This window comes from Brevibacterium aurantiacum, assembly GCF_007558825.1.
Classification (GTDB): Bacteria; Actinomycetota; Actinomycetes; order Actinomycetales; family Brevibacteriaceae; genus Brevibacterium; species Brevibacterium aurantiacum_A.
Map to the genome: position 1 here is coordinate 78,713 of NZ_VLTK01000007.1, position 13,960 is coordinate 92,672.

The window sequence follows — 13,960 nt, forward strand, 5'->3', positions numbered from 1 at the left end:
GCACGTTGCACGCAGAAGTGAGATGATTCTTTCACATGGATCGCACCATTCACTCGACGAGGAGCACCGTATGACAGCAGACAAGAGCCTCTCCTTGGACGGTGTCCCCGTCCGATTGTCACCGCTGGTTCTAGGCACCATGACCTTCGGAGACACCGTCCCGGAGGTGACCGCGCACGAAGTGATCGAAGCGGCCCTGGCCGCGGGCATCACCGGAATCGACACCGCCAACGGCTACGCGAAGTCGGCCACCGAAGGCCTCATCTCACCACTTGTGAAGAAGCATCGCGACTCCATTGTGCTGGCGACCAAGGCAGGCATGCCCCACGCCGATGCAGGAGACGATTCGCCGCTGTCGGCGAAAGGGCTGAGGGCCAGTGTCGAGGGCTCCTTGCGGCGCCTCGACGTCGACTCCATCGACCTCTTCTACCTGCACCAGCCGGACCGGGCTGCAAGTCTCGGGGAAACTATGGGAGCCGTGGCGCAGCTGCATTCTGAGGGCAAAATCAAAGCCCTGGGCATCTCGAACTTCGCCGCATGGCAGGCCGTGGACGTCATCGCTGCTGCGGGTGTCGCTGGTGCCCCACGACCCGTGATCGCGCAGAACGTCTACAGTGTGCTCGCCCGCCAGATCGAAGACGAATGGCTCGAGTGCGGTGCTGCGCACGGCATCGCGACGATGGCCTACAACCCGCTCGCCGGTGGGCTTCTGGCCCGGCGTCCGTCCAGCGACGGCACCCCGGACCGCTTCACCGGATCGGTCCTCGCGCAGATGTACTCCCAGCGGTATCTCTCCGATTCGGTGCTGACGATGGTCGAAGCATTCGCCGCCGTCGCCGATGAAGCCGGCATCCCTCAACCAGAGCTGGCTCTGAGGTGGGTGGCAGGCGGCAAGGGAATCGATTCCCTTCTGCTGGGTGCCAGCCGTGTCTCGCAGCTGGAAGCGAACATCGCTGCGGTGGCCAATGGTCCCTTGCCAGAAGATGTTCTCACTGCGATCGACGAGGCAACAGTCTCGGTCCGCGGATCGCAGCCCAAATACAACCGCTGAACTTCACTCACATCCTTAGGAAGGGAAGACCCATGTCCTCGATCACAGGCGTTCTCGCCGCAGTAGCCACTCCGTTCGATGACGACGAAAAGCTCGTCGAATCGGCTCTGCGCGCTCACGTGCGCCGTCAGCTCGATGCCGGTATCCACGGCATCTTCGCCCTGGGCACAAACGGAGAATTCTACGCTCAGTCCGCGGCCGAGCGCGCCGAAGCGACTCGACTGGTCGTCGATGAGGTGGCCGGCCAGGTTCCCGTCGTCATCGGCGCAGGCGCCGCCACGACCCGAGAGACCATCACCATCGCGCAGGATGCCGCGGCTGCTGGAGCCGATGCGCTCTCGATCATCACCCCGTATTTCGCTGCGGCGTCACAAGCGGAGATCTCCAATCATTTCCGAGCTGTGGCGGAGTCGGTCGATGTCCCGGTCATCGTGTACAACATTCCCGCGCGAACAGGCAATGCTGTGGCTCCCGCAACTCTCGAAAAGCTGGCCGAGGTGGACAACATCACCGGGGTGAAGGACTCGAGCGGAAATTTCGACACGATCCTGCAGTACCTGGAGCGCACAGACCGGGAGAGTTTCGACGTCATCTCCGGCAATGACTCACTCATTCTGTGGACACTCCTCGCCGGCGGTTCCGGCGGCATCAGCGGTATTGCGAACGTCTATCCGAAGACCATGGCGTCGATCTACGACCTCTTCGTCTCCGGGAATTCGGCGGGTGCGCGCGCCGCGCAGGACAGCATTCGTCCGATCCGCAACTGCCTGGCGCTTGGCAACCCCAACACCGTGGTCAAGCACGCAGCCAATGTCCGCGAATTCGGCCTGGGTCCGGCGCGGGCTCCATTCAACGCGCTCTCCGACGCGGCGAAGCAACAGATCTCAGAGACAGTCACCGCTGATCTTGGGCGTGGATTGGCCTGAGGCTCTACTCTCTCAGGACTATTACCTGGGCCCATTAAGGGAGGGTCTGCACTTAATCGGTGTAGACCCTCCCTTAATGTTTGGCGATCACTGGAACGGGTAAAGGCACTGAGCGAGACTTTGAGATTGTGGTGCTCGTTCATCCTCAAGTGTGTACAGAAAATTCTGAATCTAACCCTGAAGTACCGAGAATCAGCGCGCAAGTTATGATAACGTCGCTCTAACACTCAGAACTGTATACAGTTAATGACAATGTTTGTGCTGAACTCTATGGGGGCGTGGTGGCGATTACAGGCGAAAACCGTAGGTTGGTCGAATACGCGCACTCGCGACTTCGTGCCGACATCATTAGCAATCGCATACCCGCAGACACTTCGATCAGCCAGGTGAAGCTGGCCGAAGAGCTCGGCGTCAGCAGAACACCGTTGCGAGAAGCGCTTCGGATGCTTCAGCATGAAGGGCTGGCGAGGGTCGAAGCCAATAAGCGTGTGACAATCGCTGATGTGAATCCGGCAGACCTCGACGCACTCTATGCGCTGCGGATACAGCAGGAAGCTCTGACCATCTTTCAGAGTACGAAGCATGCCTCTAATCGACAACGGGACGAGGCGCGGAGCAATTTGGAAGCGATGTTCACCGCAATCCGTGACGACAACATCGATGAGTGGAGCTCGGCTCATCGACGCTTCCATATGTCAATGGCAGGTGGGGTGCACGAGCGTTTCCAGACGTCTATTTCCCGACACTTCGACCACGCCGAACGCTACCGGCATATCTACCTCGTCGGGTCAGACGTCAACTGGGCGCAGAGCTCGCAAGATCACAGCGCAATCTGCGAAGCCTACGTTGCGGGGCAGGCAGCGTGGGCGGCTGAACTTTTGGCCGAGCACTATGCCCGCACTGCGAAAACTGTAATTCAAACCATTGATCCCGAGTTTGCCCCGGAAATGGTGGCGAGCGCAGTCACGATGGCGTTGAGTTTGCGCTTCGTGTGATGGCTTGGATTCGCTTGGACGCTTGGTGATCAGCGAGTCCTGTGAGTTCGGATAAATGGGTAGTTCATGTCAAAGGAGACACGATGAATATTCTGAAGACAGTCAACAGAATTCCCGGCGGATTGATGATCGTTCCATTGCTCTTAGGAGCAACCATCAACAGCTTCTTTCCCCAAGTGCTTGAGATAGGTGGATTCACTCAAGCAGCTTTCAAAGATGGAGCAAGCGCCATCATCGGCATCTTCCTGCTGATTATGGGTTCTCAGCTGACCGTGAAGTCGACGGGACCCGTGGTGCAGAAGGGCTTCGCTATTCTTCTGGGCAAACTGGTTGCGGGAGTTGCTGTCGGACTAGTGGTCGGATTCCTCATACCTGGCGGTGTCCTATGGTCATTAACCCCACTTGCCATCATCGCGGCAATGATCAATTCCAACGGCGGACTGTTTGCAGCGCTGACCAAGGAGTTTGGCAACAAGACCGACCGAGGAACTTTCCCCATTATCGCGCTGAACGACGGTCCATTTTTTACCTTGGTGGTTCTCGGTGCAGCAGGGCTGGCCGATGTGCCGTTTGTCGCTCTCATTTCCGTCATCATTCCGATCCTGATCGGATTCATTCTTGGCAATCTCGATCCTAGAATCCGAGAGTTTCTGCGGCCCGGCGAGTCCGTTCTCATCCCATTCTTCGCGTTCCCACTGGGTACCGGAATTGATTTTGGCGATATTATCGCCGCTGGTCCGCCGGGAGTGCTATTGGGCATCATGACAGTGGCGCTATCGGGCGGAGGGGCAATGCTGTTCCTTCATCTCATCCACGTCGTCAAACGTACCCCGAGGGAACGGCGGAATCTCATCTCTGGCGCCGCTGAGTCCTCCACGGCGGGCAATGCAGTGGCAACACCTGCTGTCGTCGCTTCGATTGATCCGGCGTACTCCGAAATAGCGGGAATTGCAACGACACAGGTGGCTGGCGCCGTTGTTACAACCGCGATTCTCACTCCGGTGCTGACGACACTGATTTATAAATGGCAGATGAAGCGTGGCATCGATCCGCAGCTTGAACATCCGGGAGATGCGAGTACGCAGACACACTCCGACGCCCGCGCGAGGGCTGAATCAACTGACCCCCAGTGACGCTGGGGCACGTGAATATCGAAGGGGAAGCATTATGAACATCAAATTTCTACCTCCTGACCTCGGAGACAACGTAGCCATAGCGACGGAGCGAATCGTGGCAGGTGAAATCCTCGACATCGAAGGAACCGATATCGAGGTTCAAACGACAGTCCCTAAGGGGCATCGTTTCGCTGTTAAACATATTGGAGTCGACGAGGCAGTGAGATCATGGTCCTATCCGTTCGGATACGCCGTCGCCGACATTTCGGTTGGTGAGTATCTTTGTAACGCGAAGATGAAAAAGGTCCTCGAACTTCGCGACCCGGACGAATATCAGCAGGGCCTAACCGTCAACTTCTCCGATCGTGACACAACGGTCGAGCAGATAGTGCCAGAACCGGATCAGTACTTCCCGCAACGGGAGCTTCTGAGGGACTCGAAGACTTTCCTGGGATTCCATCGAAGTGAAAGCCGCGGATGGGGGACTCGGAACTATGTTGCCGTAATCGGTGTGACGTCATTGGTAAGGAATCTGGTGCTATCCTCGTCTGCAGCGATCGCGGATGATGTGAAAACTGGAGACAACTTCCATGGAATAGCGCCCGTTGTCCATACCGAAGCAGGGAGTGAGGGGTCCTTCAACAACCGAAACCTCGTACTGCGAACTCTCGCTGGGTTCGCAGTGAATCCTAATATAGCCGCCGCGGTGTACGTCACTTCGGAGGACTCTCCTATCAGTAACGAGGAGCTCCACTCGGCATTGCGTGAACTCGGCGATCGGTACTATTCGAGCACTGTGCGCTTCTTCACTGCCGGGATCAATGAGGCTCAGGACGTTGAAGCTCTCAAAAGAATCGTAAATCCATTAGTGGCCAAGGCTCAACGTCAGGTCGCTGGCGAGGCTCCGATGTCTGCGCTTAAGCTTGGTCTGCAGTGTGGAGGCTCGGACGCCTTTTCCGGGGTGACAGCTAATCCGCTGCTCGGTGCTGCAGTCGAGAAGGCTCTTGCGCGGGGAGGCACCGCGAATCTCGCTGAGACCGACGAGCTCATCGGTGCCGAAGAACACGTCTTGGCGAAAGTTCGTGATGACACAGTTGTTCGTAGTTTTCTGGATAAGCAGAACGCATTCAAAGCATACGCTCGCAGACATGGTCAATCTGCCGAAGGGAACGTATCCGGAGGAAACATTTACCGCGGCCTGTATAACATCACGTTGAAGTCCCTGGGTGCTGGACGGAAACGCGCGCATGAGACGGTCCTCGACTACGTAATCGGCTATGGAGAGCCGATGGACCGTCCGGGGTACTACTTTATGGACAGCCCAGGGAATGACCTGGAGAGTATCGCAGGTCAGGTGGCATCCGGGGCAAACGTCATCCTATTCACGACAGGCAATGGCTCGATCACAAACTTTCCATTCGTGCCCACGATCAAGATCGTCACGACGACAGAGCGATACTCGTTACTCCAGAGCGATATGGATTTCAACGCCGGTTCGCTGATGGAGGGGCGTCCGTTCGATGAAGCCGCTGACGAGCTATTTGAGTTGACTCTCTCGGTCGCTTCAGGTCGTCTTAGCAAAGGCGAACTCACGGGTCAGTCTCAAGTGCAGGTCTGGCGTGATTGGCACGTCGCCGACGAGAACATCCCGTCGACACCGCGTGCTGTTCCTCAAGGGCGTCCAGCGTTGCCACTGAGCGATCGGGAGCACATCGAGCCTGTGTTGAAGCAGGACCAAACAACTATTGCGATCCTTCCAACCAGCCTGTGCTCGGGGCAGGTCGCAGAACAAATTGCCGGTCGCGCGAATGAGCGAGCCGACGGGCGCTGGGAGACTATTGCCTTGCCTCATACTGAGGGCTGCGGAGTCTCGGGCGGAGAAGCAGAAGACCTCTTTGCCCGCACCATGGTCGGATACGCTGTGCACCAAACACTGAAGCACACCATTTTCCTCGAGCACGGGTGCGAGAAAACGCACAATGACTACTTTGTTGATCAGCTGAACAAGCGTGGGATCGACCCGTCCGACTTCGACTGGGCGAGTATCCAACGCGCTGGCGGGATCGAGTCGGTGACGAGCGCAGTGCTTAGCAAGATTGAGTCCCATGTCAACGAAGAGGTCTCCCGCAACTCACCACAGTCGGGTGAAGATAAGGCACCCTGCTGTTTGCGAAGCATCGGAATGGGGAGCGCCGCACGTGAGATTACGCCTGGTGCGGCCCGGGCTTTCGCCTCGGGAGCGACTGCATTCCTGGATCGGGGGATCGGGGTTGTCCTAAACGAAATGGACCCACTTCTGCAGGTTCCCGAATTCCGTGAGCCTTTGAACTTGGAGTCCACGGACGCGACTCTTCAGTACGGACAATCGATCGACCATCTCGGCTTCCATATTATGCAAACCAGCACTGGGGATTGGTCGGAAGCGGCGACAGGCATGGGTGCGTGCGGCGTCGACGTTTTCGCTGTTCTCGCCGGACTTAGACCGCTGTCTCCACACCGTTTCCTGCCTACAGTTCAGTTCTCTGAATCAGTAGACGACACCGGGACGTTCGACGGGGTCCTCACTGGGAACGACGGTGAGGGAGGAGACATCATTCTCCATCGAACTATTGAAGCATTCTCTGGGACCTATCTGCAGAAAATCGGACACCGACCCAACGTCGGATTTCAGCTTTCCCGGGGCTTTACAGGAGTCTCGTTGTGACTGCTACAGCGTTGCTCAACCACCTCACCGTTTGGAAGGACCACCACTAGTGAAGATCGCTCGCATCGATAATCGCGCCCACCTGATCCATGACACTGCCGAAGCCCTGCTTGCCATCGATATCGGGAGTGCTTCAGAAGGCCAGCTGCCAACCTCGACGAAAGCGCTGTTGGCGCGGATCGGCGATTTGAAGAAATTGTCACGCAGGATCGACTGGGCAGTCGAAGCTGTTGAGGTGCAAAGCGAAAGTCTGCAAACTCCGATCCCCGATCCCTCGCAGATTCTTGCAGTCGGGATGAACTATCAGGACCACGCTGACGAAGTTGATATCGCGACACCAGATTCGCCCGCAATTTTCACGAAGTTCCAATCCTCGCTGACCGGGGCAGACTCGGACGTGGCCCTGCCCTCGGCGTCGGTAGATTGGGAAGCTGAACTTGTCGCAGTCATTGGAGAGGGCGGCAGACAGATTTCACAAGATAGGGCGTGGAACCATATTGCCGGGTATGCGGTGGGACAGGACCTTTCTTGCCGAGAGCTTCAGTTCGCTGCAACGAGCGCTCCGCAGTTTTCATTGGGCAAGTCCTACGAGGGCTTCGCGCCAATCGGACCGTGGATCACCACAGCCGAAGAGGTCGAGGACCCTACGAACCTTGAGATCAACTGTCGCCGCGGCGACGAGATTCTGCAACAGGGAACCACTGCGAAGCTCGTCTTCGACATCCCGACGCTCATTGAGCATTTCTCATCGGTGATTGAGCTACGCCCCGGGGACCTGATCTTTACGGGGACACCTCACGGCGTCGGATTTGGTAGGGATCCGCAGGTCTTCCTGCGATCGGGCGACACCTTGACCAGCTCGATCTCAGGTTTGGGATCGATAGTCCAGCGATTCCATTGAGCTTTTCGACGCCGTCCGATTCAGATCAAAGAAGCGGCGCTGCAACTGGGAAGCGCGGCTCCTGGCCTTGCAGCACGCGGACGACGTCTTCGACGGCCCAGGTGCCCATATTGGCGTTGGCGATATCCGAGTAGGCGCCGATGTGCGGGGTGGCGATGAGATTCGGTGCCTGCAGCAGTGGGTCGTCGGTCGGCGGCGGCTCGGCGGCGAATGCGTCGAGGGCCGCGAAGGCGAGCCGACCGTCGTGCAGTGCCGAGACCAGTGCCGCCTCATCGATCAATCCGCCGCGGGCAGCATTGATCAACCCAGCACCTCGCGGCATCGATTCGATGTGCTGAGCCGACAGCAGCGGTTCTTCTCCACCGGGCAGGTGGAGGGTGAGGAAATCTGAGCCCGCCACCACCTCGGCGAGGCTCTGAGGTTGTGCCCCGGCCGCGGCGATGGCTTCGTCGGGAACAAAGGGATCGTAGGCCGCGATCTGCAAGTCGAAGCTTCTCGCCCGCTTGGCGACGGCCCGACCGATGCGGCCGAAGCCGAGGATCCCCAGCTGCTTGCCGCTGAGCTCGGTGCCGAAGAAGACATCCCACCGGCCGCTGCGCAGAGACTCTTCGGCCTCACGTATGCGTCGGGCGCCCATGAGCAGGAATCCCATGGTCAGATCGGCGACGGCATCGGCATTGGCGCCTGGGGTATTCACGACCGTCACCCCTGCCGCCGCCGCTGCCTCGAGGTCGATGTTGTCGACCCCGGCCCCGTGTTTGGCGATCACCTTGAGATCGGGGCAGCCGGCGAATACCTCGGCGTCCATCCGGTCGAGACCCACGAGAACCGCCTCGGCGCCGTCCAGTGCTGTGATGAGCTCGCGACCGGACTTGGGGTGATTCTCGGTCCGGTGCTCAAGCTCGAGGCTCAGGGAATCGGCGCGATCGCGGGGCGCGACCGAGAACTTTCCGAATGAAGGGGTGAGGACTCTCAGGCGCATCAGGCTCCGATCTCGATTCCGAAGGTCTCGAATATTGAATAGATCCCCAGCAGCCCGATGGCCAGCGAGGCGAAGACGAGCATCACGGTGAAGAAATTGTTGGACTTGAACTCGGCAGGGACTTCACGGGTGCGAAGGTACCAGACGGCGATGACGACCGCGACGAGGAAGACGCCGCTGGCGACTCCGCCGATCTGCACCATGATCACCGGGGACTGGATGATGAGATAGCTCGTTGCCCAAATGATGGGGAAGACGACGGTGAGGACGCGGATGATGCGTGTGCGGGTGCGCAGGTTCGTCCAGTCGAACGCGCCGAGGATGGAGACGGTGTTCGCCCATAGCCGGGGAACGCTGGCCGAAGACGCGATGAAGGTGGAGAACAGAACGGCGAAGGCGCCGATCAGGAAGATCCAATGGCCGGTTTCGCCCATCACCGAGGAGTACATCGACGACAGCGTCGTGATCATCTCATTGCCCTCGGGGACGAGGTGCTGGGGGTGGAGGATCGCGGCACCGATGACGTAGAAGGACATGGTGCACACCGTCGAGACGATCCAGGAGACAAGAACGTCGGTGCGCATCACGGAGATCCAGCCATGCGCACGACGCGCACGCTCCGCGGAGCCGTCATTGGGGCCGGTGTAGCGGGCGTAGCCCTTCTCGAGGCACCAGTAGGTGTACGTGGTCATCTCGTCGGCCCCGACTCCGGTGATGCCGAACATTGCGACCGCAAAGCCGAGCGTGCCCGCGGGGATCGCGAAGGTCAGTCCAGTCATGACGTCCGCCGAGGTGTAGGCGAAGTCGGTGAATGGCAGTGAGAGTGCGAGCCCGACCGTGGAGACGGTGAAGATGATGACGGCCGCGACGGAGAACTTCTCGACGATGCTGTACTTGTTCGTCACCAACAGGGAGATGACGACGGCGAGAGAGACGACCGTCCAGAAGACGAGCGAGGGTGTGGAAAGAGGCTCGCCGAAGACCGGGAGCATGATCGACAGGGCGGCGACAGCGCCGCCGATGATGCCTCCGCGCTGGAGCACCTTCGCGAAGTCCATGAGAATCCACAGCAGATTGATCCACCCGGCTCGACCGATGAGGCGGGGGCCGACGTGCCCATAGCCCTCAAGCGCGGGCTTGCCCGAGAGGATCGTCCACTGTGCGATCTCGAGTTGAACCCAGACCTTGACCGCGGTCGAGATGATGACGAGCCAGAGGAGGACGAAGCCAGCCTTGGCACCCAAAGCCGTCGTGGTGATGAGCTCGCCGGAGCCGATGACCGCTGCCGAGATGACCAGACCGGGGCCAAGGTACTTGAGCTTCCCCGCGAATGTGGTGGGCGGCTCGAGCACGTCCTTCGGATCGAGATGATACGGGTCGACGTTGGGCGTGACGGCTGCAGAGGCATCTGGTGCGTCTGCGGCTGAGCCGCCGTAAGCGGAGGCCCCGTAGGCGGAATCTCCGTCTGTGGTGTGATTCGTCGTCATTGTCGGCTTCCTTGCGCGATGTCCGGTCTGGATTTCAGTGTCGAGATCGCTGGCATACTGCTTTCGCGAATGTGCAGCGCAAGCAATATGACGCAGTGCGGTGCTGCATGTTTCGACGCGGAGCGCGCAGAGGCCAGGTCCATCGATGAAGTCATTCTGCCAGCTGTGCGTGATGTGCGCAACATAGGTGCGTGAAATGCGCGAATGTCGGGGGCGGGCCGTGCGGGCTCGTCGGCTCGAGGTCGTGCCGAGGGTGATCTGCCTGTGCATCAGACGGGGCTATGGCGCGACGAAATGGGCGACCCGGGCCGGAAAGTACGAGACTTTCAGCGCGGATCGCCCATGTCGACAAAGGTGGTGCCTCAGTGCGAGTCGCTCATGACTGTGGCTCTCCTATGGCCTTGAGCTGCTCTGGGGGTCATAACCTCCAGCAGCTGTCGACCGGAGCGTTCCCGGCGAACGTGCGGTTCGTGAAGATTTCGATTCGGGGAACGGTGGCGATGTATCCGCCGATATGAGTCGGCCCGAGGTTGTCCCGGAACAGGACTTTGTGCCCGGCGTCGCACCAGGTTGAGGCCAGTTCTTTTCCGAGGGCGAAGGGCACGACGTCATCGAGGTGGCTGTGGTTGACCAGCAGCGGAATGTCGGGGATCTCCGCCTGTCCGAGTTTCTGCTTGTCCGCCACCTCGAGGAAATTGTCCTCGATGAGCTCCTGGAATGAGGCTCCATCCTTGGTCAGGTTGTCGGTGTCGAGGAACGCATTCGAGACGAGGGCCTCGATGGTGCACTGGTTCGAGGCACGATCGACGGCGTCGAGGCCCTTCTGGTTGAGGTGCTTGGTCATGTCGACATCCGCCTGCCGCGCAAACGAATCGACCCCGTACAGGGCGAAGGCCGTGTAGACGCTTGAGAGTTCGGATACGGTTTTGTACAGGTCTGTGGGCACGGCACCCGCCGAGGCGGACACGACATTGAGTTCGGGTGCCCAGTCCTTCTTGAGCTCTAGAGCCGCTGCGGTGGCCTGTCCGCCCTGCGAATAGCCTCGCAGCTGAAGCTTCGTGTCGGCGTTGATCGAGCTTCCTTCGACCTCTTGCGCGGCCCTGGCTGCGTCGAGCACTGAGCGGCCCTCTTCGACGCGATTGAGATAGCTGTGCGCGCCCTCGGTGCCCAGTCCCACATAGTCGACGACGACCACGGGGCGCTTGGCCGCCAGTGCCGAGGTGACGGAGATTCCTTCGTATTCGGTGCCCATGCCCATCTGTCGGCTGGGGGCGCACTTGTCGGCAATGCCCTGTGTGCCTGGGGCGATGACGACGGCATCCTCTGCGTCTTCGTTCGCGCCTTCGGGGGTCAGTAGCGTGGCGGTTGCGGCTCGCGCTGTGCCCTCTTCGTCAGTGGTCTTGTACATGAACGTCTCTGATTTCGCGCTGTGCTCTATCAGCTTGGCCGGATCGAGATAGAACTTCGAAGTCACCTGCTTGACCACTCCGCCGTTCTTATCCGGCAACGTCGCTGGGGTCGTGTAGAAGTCCTCGGGAACTCCCGAATCGGGAAGGTCCTCGAGCGCTGCTGCGTACTCGACGTCAGCAGTGGTGATCTCGTCTGATTTCTCGATGGCCTTCTTGGCCTGCTCAACGCTCACACCTTCGGGGACGTTGCTCCGATTGAGGGAGCTTGAGTCCTCGGCTTGTCTGTCTTCGACCATCTTCTCGGCTTCTTTGTCCGATTGAGGGACCAGGTCCTGAGCTAGGGCTGGAGTGGTCACGGTGCCCATCGTGAGCGCCAGGGTGGCAATGGTGGCTGCGCTCGCTGCTGCGATGCGTCGCGTGTATGGAAGCGCTGCATGTCGGGACGTTCTCATCTGCGTGCAATCCTGTTCTGTCGTGTGTCTCGGCGTTGAGAGTGCGCGGACAGTGGTGGCGTCGCTGGCCGGTCAGACGGGAATGCCATCCGCTCGGTCATCGCTGTTATGCCAACCGCATGGTGACGGGTGTCACAACCTTACTCGATAGTAGAACTTACCAGTAACATTTTTTGTCGGTCAATCAGGTTGAGAGAAGTGCCGTAGTGACATTCTGCCTGCCGGCGGAATTGCGGCGTGAGTATCTCACAATTGAGATTGGCAAGGACGGGTGTCGTGAGAACCGATATTGTGAATTCGCTGATACCAAGCGAACCACGGCACATCGACGAGCCATGACACGAAGGACACCCCGATTATGGACCATATGGGACTCGTATCTCTGATTCCGCCGTTGTTGGCGATCCTGCTCGCGGTGCTCTTCAGAAATGTCGTCATCGCACTGTTCGTCGGAATCTTCGTTGGTCTGATGATCGTCATCGGACCCAACCCGGTGACGACCACCATGGGGCTCGTCACCGATCATCTCGCGCCAGTGGTCACCGACAGCTACAACGCCGGCGTGATGATCCTCCTGTTCTTCATCGGAGGCTTCGTCGCTCTTGTCGAGCGCTCGGGCGGAGGGGCCGCACTGGCTGCGAAGGCCTCACGCCTCATCAGCACCCGGGGCAAGGGGCAGATCTCCGCATGGTTGGGTGGCCTGATCATCTTCTTCTCCGATCTGGGCACCCCTCTCATCGTGGGACCGATCTTCGAGAAGATCTTCGACAAACTCAAGCTCTCTCGCGAGAAACTGGCGTGGATTCTCGACTCGACATCGTCTCCTGTGGCAGTGCTCATCCCCTTCATCGGGTGGGGCATCTACATCATGGGGCTCATTCGAGAGGAGTTCGACAGAGAAGGTCTTCAGATCTCCGAATTCACGGTCTTCGTGCAGGCGATCCCATTTCAGTTCTACGCCATCCTCGCTGTCACCGCGGTCCCCGTCGTGGCGCTGACTCGGACGGACTTCGGCGCTATGCGTCGAGCTGAAAGACGTGTGCAGGAGACCGGCGAAATCCACTGGCCCAATTCGAAACCCCTGCGAGGATCCGATTCCACCAAGGACGATCCTGCAAGCGGCGCTGAAGTGACCTCGGAAAGCCGCCCGATCGTCATCTGGCTGCCGCTGCTCGTGCTCTTCGTTACCCTCTTCTCGATCCTCGTGACTCTCGGCTTCCCGGCCGAGCCGATCCCGGGCGAGGAATTCCGCGCTGCGTTGAGCACCGCTTACCTTTTCGCAGCTGTGGTTCTCATCGCGCTCATGCTCATATTCAGGATCAATCCGATCGGCATCATTCTCGGGACCTACGTCAAGGGTATGGAGAAGATGATCGGCGTGGTGCTGATCCTCGTTCTGGCCTGGACCCTGGGTGGGTTGCTCGAAGCGATGGGGACCGCGAACTTCCTCGTCGAGATGATGTCCGGTGTCGTCCCTGCTGCTCTCGTGCCCGTCCTCATCTTCGTCTGCGCGGCCGCGATGTCCTTCGCCACCGGCAGCTCGTGGGGCACCTTCGCCATCATGATTCCCCTGGCGATCCCGGTCGCCTTCGGGCTCGACGCCGCTGTCATCGTGTGCATCGGCGCCGTGCTCTCCGGGGGAATCTTCGGGGACCACTGTTCCCCGATCTCCGATTCGACCATCCTCGCCTCGACCGGAGCCGGCACTGACCTGGTCGATCACGTCAAGACTCAGATCCCCTATGCGGTCATCAACGCAGTCATCGTCGCAGTCTCATTCGTCGTCGCAGGGGTCCTGGAGAGTCCGTACATCGTCATCTTCAGCGTCGCCGCGATGATCTTCACCTACCTCGTCATCTCCCGGGTGAGTGCAGCACGGCAGCAGCGCACTGCCAGAACTGACTCCTCGCCCCTCGCCGAGGTGGACTGATCTGGGCC

At 59.4% G+C, this 13,960-nt stretch carries 10 protein-coding genes; 7 read left to right on the top strand and 3 right to left on the bottom strand.

Features of this window, described 5'->3' with window-relative positions:
* Positions 1 to 70 precede the first annotated feature (70 nt).
* From FO013_RS13025 to FO013_RS22865, 6 genes are all read left to right on the top strand, one after another.
* A complete protein-coding gene (locus FO013_RS13025; protein WP_143923006.1) occupies positions 71 to 1,051 on the top strand; it encodes an aldo/keto reductase in 981 nt (326 codons plus the stop codon).
* A gap of 32 nt (positions 1,052 to 1,083) precedes the next feature.
* Entirely contained in the window at positions 1,084 to 1,977 is an 894-nt protein-coding gene (locus FO013_RS13030; RefSeq protein ID WP_143923007.1) for a dihydrodipicolinate synthase family protein, read from the top strand.
* 281 nt (positions 1,978 to 2,258) lie between these two features.
* A complete protein-coding gene (locus tag FO013_RS13035) occupies positions 2,259 to 2,972 on the top strand; it encodes a GntR family transcriptional regulator (protein WP_222103621.1) in 714 nt (237 codons plus the stop codon).
* Positions 2,973 to 3,055: 83 nt separating this feature from the next.
* Complete coding sequence (locus FO013_RS13040; RefSeq protein WP_143923009.1) at positions 3,056 to 4,105, top strand: 2-keto-3-deoxygluconate permease; 1,050 nt, start codon at positions 3,056 to 3,058, stop codon at positions 4,103 to 4,105.
* A 34-nt stretch (positions 4,106 to 4,139) separates the two neighbouring features.
* Positions 4,140 to 6,791, top strand: coding sequence for a UxaA family hydrolase (locus FO013_RS13045; RefSeq protein WP_186293104.1), 2,652 nt, complete (start codon positions 4,140 to 4,142; stop codon positions 6,789 to 6,791).
* A 235-nt stretch (positions 6,792 to 7,026) separates the two neighbouring features.
* The gene (locus FO013_RS22865) at positions 7,027 to 7,692 is read left to right on the top strand and encodes a fumarylacetoacetate hydrolase family protein (protein ID WP_260848154.1); all 666 of its coding nucleotides are present in this window, start codon (positions 7,027 to 7,029) and stop codon (positions 7,690 to 7,692) included.
* A 25-nt stretch (positions 7,693 to 7,717) separates the two neighbouring features.
* On the opposite strand, the gene FO013_RS13055 is transcribed toward FO013_RS22865, so the two are convergent.
* The 3 genes from FO013_RS13055 to FO013_RS13065 form a co-directional block, all read right to left on the bottom strand.
* A complete protein-coding gene (locus tag FO013_RS13055; protein ID WP_143923011.1) occupies positions 7,718 to 8,674 on the bottom strand; it encodes a phosphoglycerate dehydrogenase in 957 nt (318 codons plus the stop codon).
* On the bottom strand, positions 8,674 to 10,161 hold the full coding sequence (locus FO013_RS13060) for an Nramp family divalent metal transporter (RefSeq protein ID WP_186293105.1): 1,488 nt from the start codon (positions 10,159 to 10,161) through the stop codon (positions 8,674 to 8,676). The genes FO013_RS13055 and FO013_RS13060 overlap by 1 nt, the downstream gene beginning before the upstream one ends.
* A gap of 418 nt (positions 10,162 to 10,579) precedes the next feature.
* The gene (locus FO013_RS13065; RefSeq protein ID WP_143923012.1) at positions 10,580 to 12,022 is read right to left on the bottom strand and encodes a lipase family protein; all 1,443 of its coding nucleotides are present in this window, start codon (positions 12,020 to 12,022) and stop codon (positions 10,580 to 10,582) included.
* 367 nt (positions 12,023 to 12,389) lie between these two features.
* Between FO013_RS13065 and FO013_RS13070 the strand changes: the two genes are divergently transcribed.
* The gene (locus FO013_RS13070; protein WP_222103622.1) at positions 12,390 to 13,952 is read left to right on the top strand and encodes a Na+/H+ antiporter NhaC family protein; all 1,563 of its coding nucleotides are present in this window, start codon (positions 12,390 to 12,392) and stop codon (positions 13,950 to 13,952) included.
* Positions 13,953 to 13,960: the final 8 nt, after the last annotated feature.